13 protein-coding genes are annotated in these 16581 nt (G+C 68.3%); 4 read left to right on the forward strand and 9 right to left on the reverse strand.

The genetic code is table 11. The features are described 5' to 3' along the window. Positions 1-4: 4 nt before the first annotated feature. From emrA to emrR, 3 genes are read right to left on the reverse strand one after another with little or no spacing between them, the layout of a single operon-like run. Positions 5-1186, reverse strand: a complete 1182-nt coding sequence (gene emrA / locus LZ605_RS09175; RefSeq protein ID WP_249844566.1) for a multidrug efflux MFS transporter periplasmic adaptor subunit EmrA — start codon at positions 1184-1186, stop codon at positions 5-7. A gap of 11 nt (positions 1187-1197) precedes the next feature. Then, positions 1198-2691: a multidrug efflux transporter outer membrane subunit EmrC gene (emrC, locus tag LZ605_RS09180; RefSeq protein WP_249844567.1), complete on the reverse strand. Its 1494-nt coding sequence runs from the start codon at positions 2689-2691 to the stop codon at positions 1198-1200. After that, the gene (emrR, locus tag LZ605_RS09185) at positions 2688-3131 is read right to left on the reverse strand and encodes a multidrug efflux system transcriptional regulator EmrR (protein WP_249844568.1); all 444 of its coding nucleotides are present in this window, start codon (positions 3129-3131) and stop codon (positions 2688-2690) included. The genes emrC and emrR overlap by 4 nt, the downstream gene beginning before the upstream one ends. 172 nt (positions 3132-3303) lie before the next feature. Here emrR and LZ605_RS09190 point away from each other — a divergent pair, with 172 nt between their 5' ends. Both LZ605_RS09190 and parC read left to right on the forward strand, forming a co-directional pair. Next, complete coding sequence (locus tag LZ605_RS09190; RefSeq protein WP_181358661.1) at positions 3304-4185, forward strand: helix-turn-helix domain-containing protein; 882 nt, start codon at positions 3304-3306, stop codon at positions 4183-4185. Between the two features lie 59 nt (positions 4186-4244). Beyond that, complete coding sequence (gene parC / locus LZ605_RS09195; protein ID WP_249844569.1) at positions 4245-6488, forward strand: DNA topoisomerase IV subunit A; 2244 nt, start codon at positions 4245-4247, stop codon at positions 6486-6488. A gap of 251 nt (positions 6489-6739) precedes the next feature. Here parC and bfr read toward each other — a convergent pair whose 3' ends face one another. Continuing rightward, complete coding sequence (bfr, locus tag LZ605_RS09200; RefSeq protein WP_107230348.1) at positions 6740-7228, reverse strand: bacterioferritin; 489 nt, start codon at positions 7226-7228, stop codon at positions 6740-6742. Positions 7229-7352: 124 nt separating this feature from the next. On the opposite strand from bfr, the gene LZ605_RS09205 reads away from it, so the two are divergent. Further along, complete coding sequence (locus tag LZ605_RS09205; protein ID WP_249844570.1) at positions 7353-9680, forward strand: penicillin acylase family protein; 2328 nt, start codon at positions 7353-7355, stop codon at positions 9678-9680. A gap of 35 nt (positions 9681-9715) precedes the next feature. Here the strand turns inward: LZ605_RS09205 and LZ605_RS09210 are convergent, their stop codons facing one another. Next, positions 9716-11104 carry a cation:proton antiporter gene (locus LZ605_RS09210; RefSeq protein WP_249844571.1) on the reverse strand — a complete coding sequence of 463 codons (1389 nt, stop codon included), beginning with the start codon at positions 11102-11104 and terminating at the stop codon, positions 9716-9718. Positions 11105-11199: 95 nt separating this feature from the next. Further along, a complete protein-coding gene (gene asnB, locus LZ605_RS09215) occupies positions 11200-12891 on the reverse strand; it encodes an asparagine synthase B (RefSeq protein WP_249844572.1) in 1692 nt (563 codons plus the stop codon). Positions 12892-13225: 334 nt separating this feature from the next. Between asnB and LZ605_RS09220 the strand changes: the two genes are divergently transcribed. After that, positions 13226-14104: a tetratricopeptide repeat protein gene (locus tag LZ605_RS09220; protein ID WP_249844889.1), complete on the forward strand. Its 879-nt coding sequence runs from the start codon at positions 13226-13228 to the stop codon at positions 14102-14104. Between the two features lie 81 nt (positions 14105-14185). On the opposite strand, the gene dapE is transcribed toward LZ605_RS09220, so the two are convergent. Genes dapE through LZ605_RS09235 form a run of 3 tightly spaced genes read right to left on the reverse strand, consistent with a single transcriptional unit; the run spans position 14186 to position 16579 of the window. Beyond that, positions 14186-15313, reverse strand: coding sequence for a succinyl-diaminopimelate desuccinylase (gene dapE / locus LZ605_RS09225; RefSeq protein ID WP_249844573.1), 1128 nt, complete (start codon positions 15311-15313; stop codon positions 14186-14188). Then, positions 15310-15681 carry an arsenate reductase gene (locus tag LZ605_RS09230; protein WP_249844574.1) on the reverse strand — a complete coding sequence of 124 codons (372 nt, stop codon included), beginning with the start codon at positions 15679-15681 and terminating at the stop codon, positions 15310-15312. The genes dapE and LZ605_RS09230 overlap by 4 nt, the downstream gene beginning before the upstream one ends. A gap of 31 nt (positions 15682-15712) precedes the next feature. Then, positions 15713-16579, reverse strand: a complete 867-nt coding sequence (locus LZ605_RS09235) for a hypothetical protein (RefSeq protein WP_249844575.1) — start codon at positions 16577-16579, stop codon at positions 15713-15715. Positions 16580-16581 lie beyond the last annotated feature (2 nt).

Consider the following 16581-nt stretch of genomic DNA (forward strand, 5'->3'; position numbering starts at 1 on the left):
GACCTCAGCCCACCTTCGCCTGCTGCTGCGGCAGGTTGCCCTGGATGATCGTGTGGATCACCTCGTCGGCATCATGCAGCTGCTTGGCATACACGTCGGTGTCGAACACCGTGCCCTTGGCCGGAGCGCTCGGCAGCACTTCACCCTTCTGGTCACGCAGGCTCACTTCGGCCTTCATCGACAGGCCGATGCGCAGCGGGTGTTCGGCCAGCTGCTTGGCATCGATGGCGATGCGCACCGGCACGCGCTGCACGATCTTGATCCAGTTGCCGCTGGCGTTCTGTGCCGGCAGCAGCGAGAACGCCGAGCCGGTGCCCAGGCCCAGGCTCTGGATGCGACCCTTGTACTTCACGTCACCGGCGTACAGGTCCGACTTCAGCTCCACTTCCTGGCCCAGGCGCATGTGGCGCAGCTGGGTTTCCTTGAAGTTGGCTTCCACCCACATCTGCTCGGTCGGTACCACGGCCATCAGGGCGTTGCCCGGCTGCACGCGCTGGCCGACCTGCACCGAACGACGGGCGACGTAGCCGGTGACCGGCGCGACGATGCCAGCGCGGGCGTTGTTGAGGAAGGCCTGGCGCAGCTGCGCGGCAGCGGCCTGCACGTCCGGCTGGGTGGCGATCACGGTGTCGTCGACCAGCGCGCGGTTGCGCTCGACGGTCTCGCGCGAACCGGCCACGGCCGCTTCGGCGGCGGCCAGCTCATCGCGGGCGTGGGCCAGTTCTTCGTTGGAAATGGCGCCGGTGGCGGCCAGGTCCTTGCGGCGGGCGAAGTCGTCGCGCACGCGCTTCAGAGTCACCTGGCGGGCGTTCAGGTCGGCCTGCGCGCCTTCCACGCTGCGGTACAGACCGCGGGTCTGGCGCACCGTCTTGGCCAGGTTGGCTTCGGCCTGCTGCAGCGCCACCGAGGTGTCGGACGGGTCCAGCTGCACCAGCAGCTGGCCGCGCTCCACGCGCATGCCGTCATCGGCGTTGATGGCGACCACGGTACCGGCCACCAGCGGGGTGATCTGGACCTGGTTGCCCTGCACGTAGGCATCGTCGGTTTCTTCGAACCAACGGCCGAACATGAAGTACCACAGCGCCAGTGCGGCCAGCAGCAGCACGACGATCACGAACAGGCCGCGCAGCAGGTTGCCACGGCGGTTGGGGGCGGCCGGGGCCGCGGTGTCTTGGGTCTGGCTCATGGCAGGGGTCTTCAGGAATGCGAGGAATCGGAATGGGAGGCGATCGGTGCGCGGTCGGCGTCAGCGGGCTGGAAACCACCGCCCAGCGCCTTGCTCAGGCGCACCGAGGACTGCACCTGCTGCGACTGCAGGCCGGCCAGCTGCTGCTGCGACTGCAACAGCGTGGACTGCGCGGTCAGCACGTCCAGGTAGCTGCCGATGCCGGCGCGGTAGCGCTGCTGGGCAAGGTCGAAGGCCGAGCGTGCGGTGTCCACGGCCTGCTGCTGCGAGTGCGCCTGCTGCGCCAGCGAACGCACCGCATTGACCTGGTCGGCCACATCGCGCAGCGCGTCGAGCACGGCCTGGTTGTAGTTGGCCACGGCCAGGTCGTACTGCGCATCGGTGTTGGCCAGGTTGGCGCGCAGCTTGCCGCCCTCGAAGATCGGCAGGCTCAGTGCCGGGCCGATGTAGGCGAAGGTGGAACTGCTCTTCAGCAGGTCGCCCACGTTCGGCGCGACCACGCCGGCCAGCGCGGTCAGGTTGAAGCTCGGGTAGAACTTGGTCTTGGCCACCTTGATCTGCTTGTCAGCCGCTTCCACGCGCCAGCGCGCAGCGACGATGTCGGGGCGACGGCCGAGCAGTTCGCTGGGCAGCACGCCCGGCAGCTGCAGCGCCATCGGGTTCAACGGCTGCGGGCGCTGGATCGACAGGCCACGGTCCGGGCCCTTGCCGACCAGTGCCGCCAGTGCGGTGCGGGCCGCGTCGATGCGCTGCTGCGCGGCCTGCACCTGCTGCTGCGCGGCCGGCACGCGGGCTTCGGCCTGGCGCACCTGCAGGTCGCTGTCGATGCCGGCGCGGCGGCGCTGGCGGGTCAGTTCCAGCGACTTCTGCGAACGGGTCAGCTCTTCTTCGGCCACATCATTGAGCTGCCAGGCGTAGGCCAGGTCGGTATAGGCCTGGGTGATGCCGGTGGACAGGTTCAGGCGGGCCGCCTGCGCTTCGACCGTGGCCGCGTGCGCGCCATCCACCGCCGCTTCCCAGGCGGCGCGCTTGCCGCCCCACAGGTCCACGCCATAGCTGAAATCGAAGGCGACCTGGCTGCTGCCGCCGTAGCGGCCGCCCATCTCGCTGCCGACCATCGACTCGGGCAGGCGCAGGCCGGTATAGCCACCGGACACCGACAGGCTCGGCAGCTCGTCGGCGCGCGCGGTACCGACCTGGGCCTGGGCCTGGCGCAGGCGCGCATCGGCGGCGTCCAGGCTCGGATGACCGGCCAGGCCTTCGGCGACCAGCGCGTCCAGCTGGGCATCACCCAGCGCCTTCCACCAGTCCTGCGCCGGGAAGCCGGTGGCGCTCAGGTCGGTATCGGCCAGGGTGCGTTCGCTGTGCAGGCTGTCCACGTCGAGCACGTGGCCCTGCGGGGTGAGGCCACGGCTGCTGGCGCAGGCGGCCAGGGCCAGGGCCAGCGCTGACACCAGCAGCGCGCGCCCGGACCGGCGGAGAGGAGAATGCGGGATCGGGTTCATGGGGTCGTCAGGGAATCGCGGATTCGGGTGAGGAGGGACAGCAGCAGCGTGCGCTCGTCGGCGGAAAGATCACGCAGCGCGTAATCCATCACCGCGTCGCCGCGCAGCTTCAGCCGCGCCCACAGCGCACGGCCTTCATCGGTCAGCACGATCTGCAGCGCACGACGGTCCTGGGCGTGCGGTTCGCGGCGGACACAGCCCAGCGCTTCCAGCTTGTCCAGCAGGCGGGTCACCGCGCTGGGCACCTGGTCGATGGCCTGGGCCAGCTCGTTGGCGGTGCACGGGGCCATGTGCGAAAGCACCTTCAGCCCGATGTAGTGGGTGAAGCCGATACCGAGATCTTCTTCAGCCATGGATGTGTCGAGTTGCCGGACCAGGCCGTCGCGCACCTGGCGCAGCAGCAGGCCGAAGCTGGGGGGAGTGGTTGCAGGACAGATCATGGGGGAGCATTCTCTTCCAAAAAAAATATTTCTCAATGGAAATATTCGATCTGGCATCGAATGCTGTGTTGCAGCAGTGGGCTGGATCGGTGAAGGCGCCTACCTTAATGATCTGCTCAGGTGGCCCGGTAGTACAATTCAGCCAATGGATGACACTTTTCCGCCAGCGGACATGATGAACAAGGCAGAAATTCCCCCTCCCAAGCGGCTGCTGCGGGACGACGCGCTGGACTGGTTCGAGCGCAACGATGGCCCACCGGTGGTCGGTTTCCGCTTTGACAGCCCGCAGGGGCTGGTGCGCGAGGTGGACTGGCACCACCACCAGCGCGCCCAGTTGATCTGTGTCGAACGCGGCCTGCTGACGACCCGGACCTCGCACGGGACCTGGTCGCTGGCGCCGGGCTCGGCCGGCTGGATGCCGCCGCTGGAACCACACACGGTCACTCTGGACGGCCCGCTGCGCGGCTGGGGCATGGCGCTGGCGGCGCCGGCCTGCGCCACCCTGCCCTCCGACCCCTGCGTGCTGGGCCTGTCCAAGCTGGCCCAGGCCTTGGCCGACCGCATCTGCGACTGGCCGCTGGGCTACGACACCACGCCCGAGCGCCAGCACATCATCGAGGTGCTGCTGGACGAGATCCGCACCGCGCCGCGCCAGCGCATGCACCTGCCGATGCCGCACGACCGGCGCCTGCTGAAGATCGCCTCGCAGCTGCTGGCCGACCCCTCCGACGAGCGCAGCCTGGCCGAATGGGCGCACTGGGCCGGGCTGTCGCCGCGCAGCCTGACCCGCCACTTCCGCGACGAGACCACGCTCAGCTTCGCCCAGTGGCGGCAGCAGGCGCGCCTGGCCGAGGCCCTGCGCCAGCTGACCGATGGCCGCAGTGTGGCCGACATCGCCCACGCGCTGGGCTTCAGCAGCGCCAGCGCCTTCGTTACCGTGTTCCGCCGCCACTTCGGGCTGCCGCCCGGGCGCTACCTGGCGCGGGCCGGGCACGGGCTGGAAACCGGGCTGGACCCGGCGCGTGGCTTGGCATCCCCGGCCGCATCCGGATAATCACAGGATTGCGAGCGGCGACCGCCGTCGCCGCCTCCCGACATAGGTAACAACGCCGCATGACCGAACTTGCCCGCCCCGTGTTCCACGGATTCGAACAACTGCCGTTGCGCGAGTACGCCGAACGCGCCTACCTGGACTACTCGATGTACGTGGTCCTGGACCGTGCCCTGCCGTTCCTCGGCGACGGCCTGAAGCCGGTGCAGCGCCGCATCATCTACTCGATGAGCGAGCTGGGCCTGAATGCCGCGTCCAAGCCGAAGAAGTCCGCGCGCACCGTCGGTGACGTCATCGGTAAGTATCACCCGCACGGCGACAGCGCGTGCTACGAAGCGCTGGTGCTGATGGCACAGCCATTCTCGTACCGCTACCCGCTGATCGAGGGCCAGGGCAACTTCGGCTCCAGCGACGACCCGAAGTCGTTCGCGGCGATGCGTTACACCGAATCCAAGCTGACCCCGATCGCCGAAGTGCTGCTGGGCGAACTGGGCCAGGGCACCACCGACTGGGCGCCGAACTTCGACGGCACCCTGCAGGAACCGACCTGGATGCCGGCGCGCCTGCCGCACCTGCTGCTCAACGGCACCACCGGCATCGCCGTGGGCATGGCCACCGACGTGCCACCACACAATCTCAACGAGATCGTCAGCGCGCTGCTGCACCTGCTGGACAACCCCGAAGCCACTGTGCGCGACCTGTGCGAGCACGTGCAGGGGCCGGACTACCCGTCCAGCGCAGAAATCATCACCGCCGCCAACGATCTGCGGAACATGTACGAGACCGGCAACGGCAGCGTGCGTGCGCGTGCGACCTTCACCAAGGAAGCCAACAACATCGTGGTGACGGCGCTGCCGTTCCAGGTGTCGCCGTCGAAGGTGATCGAGCAGATCGCCGCGCAGATGCGCGCCAAGAAGCTGCCGTGGCTGGAAGACATCCGCGATGAGTCCGACCACGCCAACCCGGTGCGTGTGGTGCTGGTGCCGCGCTCGAACCGCGTCGACGCCGAGCAGCTGATGGGCCACCTGTTCGCCACCACGGACATGGAGCGCAGCTACCGCGTCAACCTCAACGTGATCGGGCTGGACGGCCGTCCGCAGGTGAAGAACCTGAAGATGCTGCTCAGCGAATGGCTGACCTTCCGCAGCAACACCGTCACCCGCCGCCTGCAGCACCGCCTGCAGAAGGTCGAGCGCCGCCTGCACCTGCTGGAAGGCCTGCTGGTCGCCTTCCTCAACCTGGACGAGGTGATCCACATCATCCGTACCGAGGACGAACCGAAGGCGGCGCTGATCGCGCGCTTCGAACTGTCCGAGGAACAGGCCGAGTACATTCTGGAAACCAAGCTGAAGCAGCTGGCCCGCCTGGAAGAGATGAAGATCCGTGGCGAGCAGGACGAGCTGGCCAAGGAACGCGAGAAGATCCTCGGCATCCTCGACAGCAAGGCCAAGCTGAAGAAGCTGATCCGCGACGAACTGACCGCCGATGCCAAGAAGTTCGGCGACGCCCGCCGCTCGCCGCTGGTGCAGCGCCAGGCCGCGCAGGCCATCGACGAGACCGAGCTGGTGCCGAGCGAGCCGATGACCGTGGTGCTGTCGGAGAAGGGCTGGATCCGCGCCGCCAAGGGCCACGACGTCGATGCGTCCGCGCTGTCCTACCGCGATGGCGACGCGCTGCAGGGCGCGGTGCGCGCACGCAGCACCCAGCAGGTCGCGTTCCTCGACAGCGAAGGCCGCGCCTATTCGACGCCGGTGCACACCCTGCCCTCGGCGCGCGGCAACGGCGAGCCACTGACCGGCCGCTTCTCGCCGGCCCCGGGCACCAGCTTCGTGACCCTGGCCAGCGCCGAACCGGACACCCGCTTCGTGCTGGCCTCTACCCACGGCTACGGCTTCGTCACCCGCTTCGAGAACCTGATCGGCCGCAACAAGGCTGGCAAGGCGATGCTGAACCTGTCGTCCGGCTCGTCGGTGCTGACCCCGTCGGTGGTGGCGAACGTGGCCACCGACCGCATCGTCGCGGTGACCAGTTCGGGCAACCTGCTGGCGATTGCCGCCAACGACCTGCCGGAACTGGACAAGGGCAAGGGCAACAAGATCATCGAGATCCCCAAGGCCAAGCTCGCCACCGAACGCGTGGTCGCCATCGTGGCGATCAGCCCGGGCCAGACCCTGCAGGTGCGCAGTGGCCAGCGCACCATGGGGCTGAAGTTCAACGAGCTCGACGCCTACCTCGGCGCCCGCGCCACGCGCGGCCACCTGCTGCCGCGCGGCTGGCAGAAGGTGGAAGGCCTGTCGGTGGAGTAAGCGGTAGTGCCGGCCGCTGGCCGGCACTACCGGAATCCAGGGACGTCAGACACGAGAAAGCCGGGGCATTCCCCGGCTTTTTCGTTGTCGGCTGGCGGGCGGCGGAGCGGCTGGCTGGCGAAGGCTGGCTGGCGGTGCTCCGGTGCTGGCGGGCGACAGAACGTTGTGCTCCTGGTAGAGCCGACTGCCAGTCGGCTGCTCTACCGGAAAGCAGCCGACCAGCGGTCGGCTCTACCGAGCGCGGTGCCGGCTCAGTGCGCCGGAGCGCCGTTGCCGTCGATCTTGCTCAGCTGGTACAGCTCCAGGCCGATGCGCTTGATCAGGCCCAGTTGCTGCTCCAGCCACCAGGCGTGGTCTTCCTCGGTGTCCTTCAGCTGCGCCAGCAGGATGTCGCGGCTCACATAGTCACCGTTCTCTTCGCACAGCTTCATGCCGGCGGCAAGATTGTTCCGAACGGCGTATTCAGTATCCAGATCCTTCTGCAGCATCTCCTCCACGGTCCTGCCCGGCTCGGTGGCATGCGGGCGCATGTCCGGGTCGCCACCCAGGAACAGGATCCGGCGCAGCAGCGCGTCGGCGTGCTGGGTTTCCTCTTCCATCTCGTGGTTCAGGCGTTCGTACAGCGCGAACAGGCCCTGGTCCTCGTAGCGGCGGGAATGGATGAAGTACTGGTCGCGGGCAGCGAGTTCGCCGCGCAGCAGTTCCTTCAGGCAGGCGATGACGTCCGGGTTGCCTTTCATGGGGGGGCTCCTGTGAATCGATGTGACATAGGGTGCCGCATTTCAGAATACGGTGATCTAATCGGAATCAGTCGCAGTTGCGCCTGCGGCTACAATCGACCCACGAGTTCGGAAAGGACGTGCGATGCGACGTACATGGCGTTGGATGCTGGGCGTGCTGATCGCCATCGTGCTGGCCACCGTCCTGGTCCTGTGGCTGCTGCTGCGCGGCAGCCTGGCCGACCTGGACGGCGAGCGCCCCCTGCCCGGCCTGGCCGGGCCGGTCACCGTCGAGCGCGATGCGCTGGGCGTGGTCACCATCACCGCCGGCAGCCAGGCCGATGCCATGCGTGCACTGGGCCGCGTGCATGCGCAGGAACGCTACTTCGAGATGGACCTGATGCGGCGCAGTGCCGCCGGTGAGCTGTCGGCCCTGTTCGGGCCAAAGGCCATCGAGGCCGACAAGCGCATGCGCGTGCATCGGCTGCGCGCACGCACCGAGGCGAACATGCAGGCTGCGCTGGGCGGCAACATCGAAGCCGTGAGCGCCTATGTCGGTGGGGTCAATGAGGGCCTGGCCGATCTCTCCGTGCGCCCCTGGGCCTACCTGCTGCTGCGGCAGGCACCGCAACCGTGGCAGGCCAGCGACAGCGTGCTGGCCGGGCTGGCCATGTATGCCGACCTGCAGGACCCGGACAACCGTACCGAGCTGGCGATGCAGCGCATCCGTGCGGTGGTGCCGCCACCGCTGTACGCCCTGCTTGCCCACGATGGCACCGAATGGGATGCACCGCTGTTCGGGCAACCGACCGGCAACGCCGCCCTGCCCGACGCCAGCCAGCTCGATCTGCGCAGCCTGAAGGCAACACCGGGCGCCGCGCAGGACGAGGCCGACGCCGTTGGCAGCAACAACTTTGCCGTGGCCGGTGCGCTCACCGCCGACGGCCGTGCGATCGTCGCCGACGACATGCATCTGGGCCTGCGCGCACCGGGCCTGTGGTTCCGGGTGCGGCTGCGCTATCCCGACCCGCAGGCCGCCGGCGGCCAGGTCGATGTCAGCGGCTTCTCGCTGCCCGGCCTGCCGGCGGTGATCGTCGGCAGCAACGGCCACATCGCCTGGGGCTTCACCAACAGTTACATCGACACCGCTGATTACCGTACGGAACCGGCCAACGCCGCCGTTACCGTGCATCAGGAGCGCATCGCCGTGGCGGGCCAGGCCGACGTGGTGTTTCCGGTGCGCGAGACAGCCTGGGGACCGCTCCTGCACACCCACGCCGATGGCAGTGGCGATGCCCTGCGCTGGGTGGCTCATCTGCCCGGCGCAGTACGACTGGATTTCAGCGATCTGGCCCGCGCCGGTGATCTCGATGGCGCCCTGCACTTCGCCGACCACGCCGGTATCCCCGCGCAGAACCTGGTGATCGCCGACCGCAGCGGCCGCATCGCCTGGCGCCTGATCGGTGCGCGTGCGGATCGCGGACCCGGCTGCGCACCCGCCGGCTTCACCGCCGCCAGCAACCAACAGTGCGCGCCATGGCCGCTGCGCAGCGACGCCGCACCGGCCTTGATCGACCCGCCAGGCCATCGCCTGTGGACGGCCAACGGTCGCGTGCTCGACGGTGAGGCGCTGGCCATCGCCGGTGATGGTGGATACGACCTCGGCGCACGTGCGCGCCAGATCCGCGATCTGCTGGCGATGCAGGAGCGTTTCGACGAACACGATCTGCTGGCGATCCAGCTCGATGACCGTGCGGTGTTCCTGCAGCGCTGGTGGGCGCTGCTGCACGACGTCATCGAGCGCAGCGACGATCCGGCACTGAAGCGGTTGAAGGCGGCCAGCCACCAATGGGGCGGCCGCGCCTCGGCCAGTTCGGTGAGTTACCGGGTGGTGCGCGAATTCCGTTCGAACGTGATGGATACGCTGTCGCGCGCGCTGCTGGCACCTGCCCATGCGCAGCTCGGCGACGACTTCCTGGAGCCGCGCCTGGCGCAGCTGGAGGGCGTGGCCTGGCCGATGCTGCAACAGCGCCCGGCCAACCTGCTGCCACCGGCATACGACAGCTGGGACGCGCTGCTGCTCGATGCCGCCCGGCGTACCGAAGCTGAGCTGTCACAGCAGGGACCGCTGGCCCAGCGCACCTGGGGCGAGCGCAATACCGCGGCGATCTGCCACCCGATCGCACGCGCGCTGCCCGGGTTCGCCAAGCGCTGGCTGTGCATGCCGGCCGACCGCCTGCCCGGCGACCGCGACATGCCGCGCGTGCAGACGCCGAACTTCGGCGCCTCCCAGCGCATGGTGGTATCGCCCGGCCACGAGGCCGACGGCATCGTGCACATGCCCGGCGGCCAGAGCGGGCACCCGTTGTCGCCGTACTGGGGCGCCGGCCACGAAGACTGGGTGCATGGCCGCCCGACCCCATTCCTGCCCGGCAAGGCGCAGCACACCATGACGCTGGTGCCAGCGCGCTGACGGCGGCGCTCACATGCCCACGCGGCGCTACCGGGTCAGCTTCTACGCCGCTCGATCAGGTTCAACAGCGGTCCGGTCATCGCCGTGGTCACCAGCGCCATGATCACCAGCACGGCAAACAGGCGGTCGCCGAGCAGCCCCAGCTCGTAGCCCAGATTGAGCACGATCAGCTCCATCAGGCCGCGGGTGTTCATCAATGCACCCAACCGCCAGGCTTCACGCGTTGGCATGCCGGCACTGCGCGCCGCACTGAAGGTGCCCAGCAGCTTGCCCGCCGTGGCCACCACGATCACCACCACGCACAGCACGACATCGCTGGCCTGCAGCGCATCGGCACGCATGCGCAGGCCGGTCATGGCGAAGAACAGCGGCAGCAGCAGCGTCACCGCGAACGGTTCGACGCGGGCCATCAGCAGCTCGCGCAGCTGCGTGTTGGACGAGACCGCCACGCCGGCGGCAAAGGCACCGAACAAGGCGTGGATGCCGAGCATTTCGGTAACCAGCGCGCTGGCCAGCGACAGCAGCAGGATGCCCAGCAGCCAGCGCCCTTCGCGGCCCGGCGCGATGTGCTGACGGGCGAACCAGGGCTTCACCAGCCCCAGCATCAACGCCACGAACGCAACCACGCACAGCAGGTTGAGGCTGGCCGGCAGCCAGCCGCTGGCCTGGGCCGCGGCAACGATAAGCGCCAGCAGGCACCACGCGGTGGCGTCGCCCAAGGCGGCGCAGGCGATGGCGGTCTGGCCCAGCGGTGTCTGGGTGATGCCGCGGTCGGCGAGGATGCGCAGCAGCACCGGGAACGCGGTGATGCTCATCGAGATGCCGACAAACAGCGCGAATGCGGTGAAGCCCACTCCCTGCGGGCCATGTTGCGGGTACAGCCAGATCGCCAGCGCAACGCCAAGCACGAACGGCACCGCGATGCCGGCATGGCTGACCGTGAACGCAAAACGCCGTCGCCCGCGCAGCGCAGCCAGATCCAGCTCGGCACCGGCCACCAGCAGGAACATCAGCACGCCCAGCTGGCTGAGCATGCCCAGCGGCCCCAGCGAACTGGCCGGGAACAGCGCCCCATGCAGCTGCGGCAGCACGCTGCCCAGCACCAGTGGGCCCATCATCAGGCCGGCCGCCATCTCGCCGATCACCGCTGGCTGGCCCAGCCGCTTCAGCAGCGCGCCGGCACCCTTGGCCACCAGCAGCAGCACCAGCAGCTGCAGCAGGAACAGGCCCAGCGGTGAGGCCAGATGCTGTGCCCAGCCGCCTTCGGCCCCAGCCGCAGCGCGGGCAACCGCAGCGGGTTCAGCAGGGCCAGCGTAGCGTGCCAGCAGTACACCGGCCAGCAAGGGCAGCGCGACCCACGCCAGGTAGCGCCATCCCCACTTCATCGGCGCCCGTTGGCTGCCGCGCGGTACGTCCATGAACATTCCCCAATGTGCAGGGCGCCGATGATACGTCGCAGAAAGGGGACGGAGGGGATTGAGTTCTCCTTGTGCTCGCCGGGCATGGCCCGGCGGAAGCATTACGCCAAGGCTTGTTCGTGCACGCCGGCGATCGCGCGTCCGGAAGGGTCGGCCGCCGCCGCGAAGCTGGCATCCCAGGCGATCGCCGCCGGCGAGGAACAGGCGATCGACTTGCCGCCCGGTACCGTCTCGGCAGCCGCACGACTCGGGAAGAACTGCTCGAACAGGTGGCGGTAGTAGTACGCCTCCTTGGTCTGCGGCGGGTTGTGCGGGAAGCGCTTGTCGGCCGCCGCCAGCACACGGTCGCTCACCTGCGCTTCGGCATGCGCCTTCAGCCCGTCGATCCAGCCGTAGCCGACGCCATCGCTGAACTGCTCCTTCTGCCGCCACAGGATGCTGTCCGGCAGATAGCCATCGAACGCCTCGCGCAGCACCGCCTTCTCGATGCGACGGCCACCGAACCCCGCGCCGACCATCTTGTGCGCAGCATCGAAACGCATCGCCACATCGAGGAATTCACGGTCCAGGAACGGGACGCGCGGCTCCACGCCCCAGGCCATCATCGACTTGTTGGCACGCAGGCAATCGTAGTTGTGCAGGGCATCGAGCTTGCGCACCAGCTCGTCGTGGAATTCGCGCGCATCCGGCGCCTTGTGGAAATACAGGTAGCCACCGAAGATCTCGTCGCTGCCCTCGCCGGAGAGCACCATCTTCACCCCCATCGCCTTGATCCGCCGCGCCAGCAGGAACATCGGCGTCGATGCGCGGATGGTGGTGACGTCGTAGGTTTCGATGTGCCGGATCACTTCCGGCAGCACGTCCAGGCCTTCTTCGAAGGTGTATTCGAAGCCGTGGTGCACGGTGCCCAGCGCTTCGGCGGCAACCGCGGCAGCGGCCAGGTCGGGCGAACCCTTCAGCCCGATCGCGAACGAGTGCAGGCGCGGCCACCAGGCTTCGGTCTGCCCGCCGTCCTCGATGCGACGTCGCGCGTAGCGTGCGGCCACGGCGGCCACCAGCGATGAATCCAGGCCGCCGGACAGCAGTACGCCATACGGCACGTCGCTCATCAGCTGGCGCTCGACCGCGTGCTCGAAGGCCTGCCGCAGTTCGGCGAGGTCGGCCTGGCGGCCCTGCACATCCGCATACTCACGCCACGGCTGCTGGTAGTAGCGCACCAGTTCGCCGCTGGCGCTGTCGAAATAGTGACCCGGCGGGAACTGCGCGACATCGGCGCAGGAATCGACCAGCGCCTTCATTTCCGAGGCAACCCGCAGGCGCCCCTGCGCATCGTGGCCCCAGTACAGCGGCACCACGCCGACCGGATCCCGCGCCACCAGCACGCGGCCACTGTCGCGGTCCCACAACGCAAAGGCGAAGATGCCGTTGAGCTGCTCCAGCCACTGCGTCGGCGACCCGCCCTGGCGGTACAGCGCGTTGATCACTTCGCAGTCCGAACCGGTCTGGAAGTCGTAGGCGGTGGTCAGCGCGGCCTTCAATTGCTGGTGGTTGTAGATCTCGCCGTTCACCGCCAGCGCCAGCTGGCCATCGGCCGACAACAGCGGCTGCGAGCCACCGGCCGGATCGACGATGGCCAGCCGTTCGTGCACCAGCAAGGCGCCTTCGTCGAGGTATACGCCGCTCCAGTCCGGACCCCGGTGGCGCTGGCGCTGCGACAGTTCCAGCGCGTGGCGGCGCAGGGCGGGAAGATCGTCACCGGCCTGCAGGCCGAAGATTCCGAAGATCGAACACATGGCAGAGCTCCTGTTGGGGGATTTCATGAAGGGAGGGTGTTCGACCGGCCATCCAGGCCCGGGAAGACTGCGCCCGGGCACAAAAAAACCCGCATCGGCCGATGCGGGTTTTCTGGTGTCCGGGCGTGTGTTGCTGTCTATCTACCCAGGGCGCAGTCCCGCATCGGCCGCGCACGATTATTCGCGCGCAGATTATTGCGGTTGTTGTTGACGGCGGTGGCCAGGCGGATCGACATGGCACTGACCCTACCCCGGTTCTTCGCGCGGCGCAACAGTTGCGTCGGCAACCACAGGTGAAGCGCATAATGGTCCCCCCCTGCACTGTGTAATGGAAATGCAACACCGCACTGGACGCACCGCCGTACTGGCCGCCCTGCTCTGCCTGGGCCTGGCCGCCTGCCAGACCCTGCCCGCGCCTTCGCGCCTGCCTGCGGCCCAGCTGCAGGCGCTGGAACGCCGCGGCAACGACGGCAGTTTCGAGGGGGCCTGGGAAACCGCACAGACCTTCGAACGCTTCAACGATCCGCGTGCGGTCGCCTACTACGAGCGCGCCGCAGCGGTCACGCCCTGGACCTTCCACAACACCAAGGCAGAACAAGCACTGGGCCGGATCTGGACCTCCGGCGCGCTGCGGCATGCCGACAGTCCGCACATCGATCCTGCACCTGTGCTGCGTGCCTCGTGGCGACGCGGCGAGCGCGCCTATCGGGCCGCGGCGAATCACGGCAATCCCTACGCGTTCCAGGAACTGGCTGCTGCCTATCGCCAGCAGGGCGACGCGCAGCAGGCTCTGCGTTGGGACCTGCGCGCGATGATCTACCAGCGCTATCCGAGCCGCTCCTCGCGATTGCCGGATGCCGTGACGCCGCAAGGCGATGCGGTGCACCCGCTGGTCGCCCGCCTCCAACGGCGTGCGGATCGCGGCGACGCCGAGGCGCAGGTGGATCTGGGGGCATTGCTGGAAAGCGGCGTGGGCCTGCCGCGCGATCCGGCGGCAGCCCTGCTGCTGTACCAGCGTGCCGGCGAGCAGGGCAACGTGTTTGGGCAGTACTTCGCCGGGCTGCTGCTGGGCCGGAGTGCGCCGGGTGTGGAGAAGGATACCGCTGCGGCGGCCGGCTGGTTTGCCAGGGCCGAGGCGCAGCACTTCTACATGGCGGCGCCGAGTTACTGGGAAAAGGCGATCAAGCCGCCGTTCTTCCTTTTCTCGGAATAGTAGAGCCGAGCCATGCTCGGCTGCTTCTATCGGGGAACATCAGCCGAGCATGGCTCGGCTCTACAGGAAGGCCTGCCGACCTCACACCAGCAGCCGTTCCACCAGTCGCTGATACAGGCCCGGTAGCGCTTCCAGCTCGTCCACGCGCACGTTCTCGTCCACCTGGTGGATGCTGGCGTTGACCGGGCCCACTTCGATGCACTGCGCACCCAACGGCGCGATGAAGCGCGCATCGGACGTGCCGCCGCCGGTGCTTTCTTCCGGTGCACGGCCGATGTGCTCGGCCAGCACCGCACGCGCGGCCGCCCGCAGCGTGCCTTCCGGGGTGTAGAACGGCTCGCCGCTGCGATGCCACTTCAGCGTGTACTGCAGGTCATGCCGGTCCAGCAGCGCGGTGATCTCCGCTTCCAGCTTCGGCGCATCCCAGTGCGGGTTGTAGCGGATGTTGAAATCCACTTCGAGTTCGCCGGGAATCACGTTGTTGGCGCCGGTGCCGGCGTGGATGTTGGAGATCTGCAGGCTGGTCGGCGGGAAGCTCTCATAGCCGCCGTCCCAGCGCCGTGCGCTCAGCTCGGCCAGTGCCGGCGCCGCCTGGTGGATCGGGTTGCGTGCCTTTTCCGGGTAGGCCACATGGCCCTGTACGCCCTGCACGCGCAACTTGGCCGACAGGCTGCCACGGCGGCCGACCCGCAACAGGTCGCCCAGCGTCGCGGTCGACGACGGCTCGCCGGTGATGCACCAGTCGATGCGCTGGCCACGTTCGGCGAACAGCCGTGCGACATGACGCACCCCGTCGATGGCATCGCCCTCTTCGTCACTGGTCAGCAGCACCGCCAGTGTGCCGGGATGATCGGGGTGCGCGGCGACGAACTGTTCGGCCGCAACCACGAACGCGGCCACACTGCCCTTCATGTCGGCCGTACCGCGGCCATACAGCACGCCGTCACGGATCGTCGGCGTGAACGGGTCGCTGGTCCAGGCCTCGCGCGGTCCGGTGGGCACCACGTCGGTGTGGCCGAGCAGGACCAGTACCGGCGCCCCGCTGCCGTGGGTCGCCCACAGGTTGTCGACCTCGCCCAGGCGCAGGTGATCGCAGTGGAACCCGGCCTGCTTCAGGCGTGCGGCCAGCAGCGCCTGGCAGCCGGCATCATCGGGCGTCACCGAGGGCCGCGCGATCAGCTCGCAGGTCAGGTCGAGAACGGCACTCATGCGCTGCCCGCGCCGAAGCGTGCCTTGAAGCCGTTGTCACTGAAGCCCTGGCTGACCGTGCCATCGGCGGTGACCACCAGCGGGCGCTTTATCAACTGCGGGTACTCGCGCAGCAGCAACTTCCATTCGGCATCGGACTCGGCCGCCTTGCGGTTGTCCGGCAGTTGCCGCCAGGTGGTGGAGGACTTGTTGACCATCGCCGCCAGCCCGCCCAGCTGCGCGGCCCATTCCAGCAGCGTCTCCGGACTCGGTTTGTTATCGCGGTAATCGACGAAGGTATACGGCACACCGAAGCGGTCCAGCCACTTGGTCGCCTTCTTGCAGGTATCGCAGTTCTTCAAACCGTAGACAGTGGTGCTCATGGCCATCTGTGATGCTGGAAAACAGAGGGCCAGAATCTCACAACAGGCGCTCGGACACGACCCGGAACGGCACCCTCGGCAAACGGAAGGCCAGGCCCGATTCAAGCGCCACACCCATCGCCTGCAGGCGCGGGCACTGCAGTTCGCCCGAAAGGCACAGCGGCTGCAAGGTGTCGACGGCCACCGGCAGGGCAATGCGGGTACTGGCCCAGCGGTGGTCGCAGGTGCGGGCGATGGCCTCGTCCTGGCAGGTCAGGAAACGCAGCAGGGCAGCATCGCCACCGAAGGCGGCCGACCACCCGGCCACGCTCCACCCTGCGGCAGCCTGCCAGCGCAGATGCAACGCCGGCGCGCTGCCCTGCCCGCTCTCGATCAATGTGTGGCCCGCGCCATCGGCGTCGAGCACATGCGCGAAGCGGGCGGAAAGGTGGGGCTGCATGGCATCGCTGAACGCGCGCGCGCCAGCGACGCAGGTCAGCTGGTCCATCACGTTGCGATCAAACAGCACGACCGGTGTGCCTTCAGGATCATCGTCACGGCGCAGGTACCAGCGCCAGTTGCTCTGCCGCGGCGACGGCATCAATGCGCGCAGCGGGCCGGCCAGTGCGGGCCCGAAATGACCGTGGCGGTAGCTGAGGATGGTGTACGGCGTGCGCCCTTCATGCACCACGTAGTGATGGCTCGGCGGTGGCGGCGGTGCATGGCGCACATCGACCCACCAGCTCACGTAGACCACGTCGCGCACGTCGCTGAGCAGCGCCGGCATCGGCCAGCGCCGCGACAGCGCGCGGCGCAGCCAGGTCCATTGCACCGCGTGCAGCAGGCGCGGCAGCACCCGCCCGAACAGGCTGTCGGACGGGTGCCGGTAGATCGCAGACTGCGCCAGGTCCTGCGGCGCGGTCACCT

The organism is Stenotrophomonas maltophilia, from assembly GCF_023518235.1.
Classification (GTDB): Bacteria; Pseudomonadota; Gammaproteobacteria; order Xanthomonadales; family Xanthomonadaceae; genus Stenotrophomonas.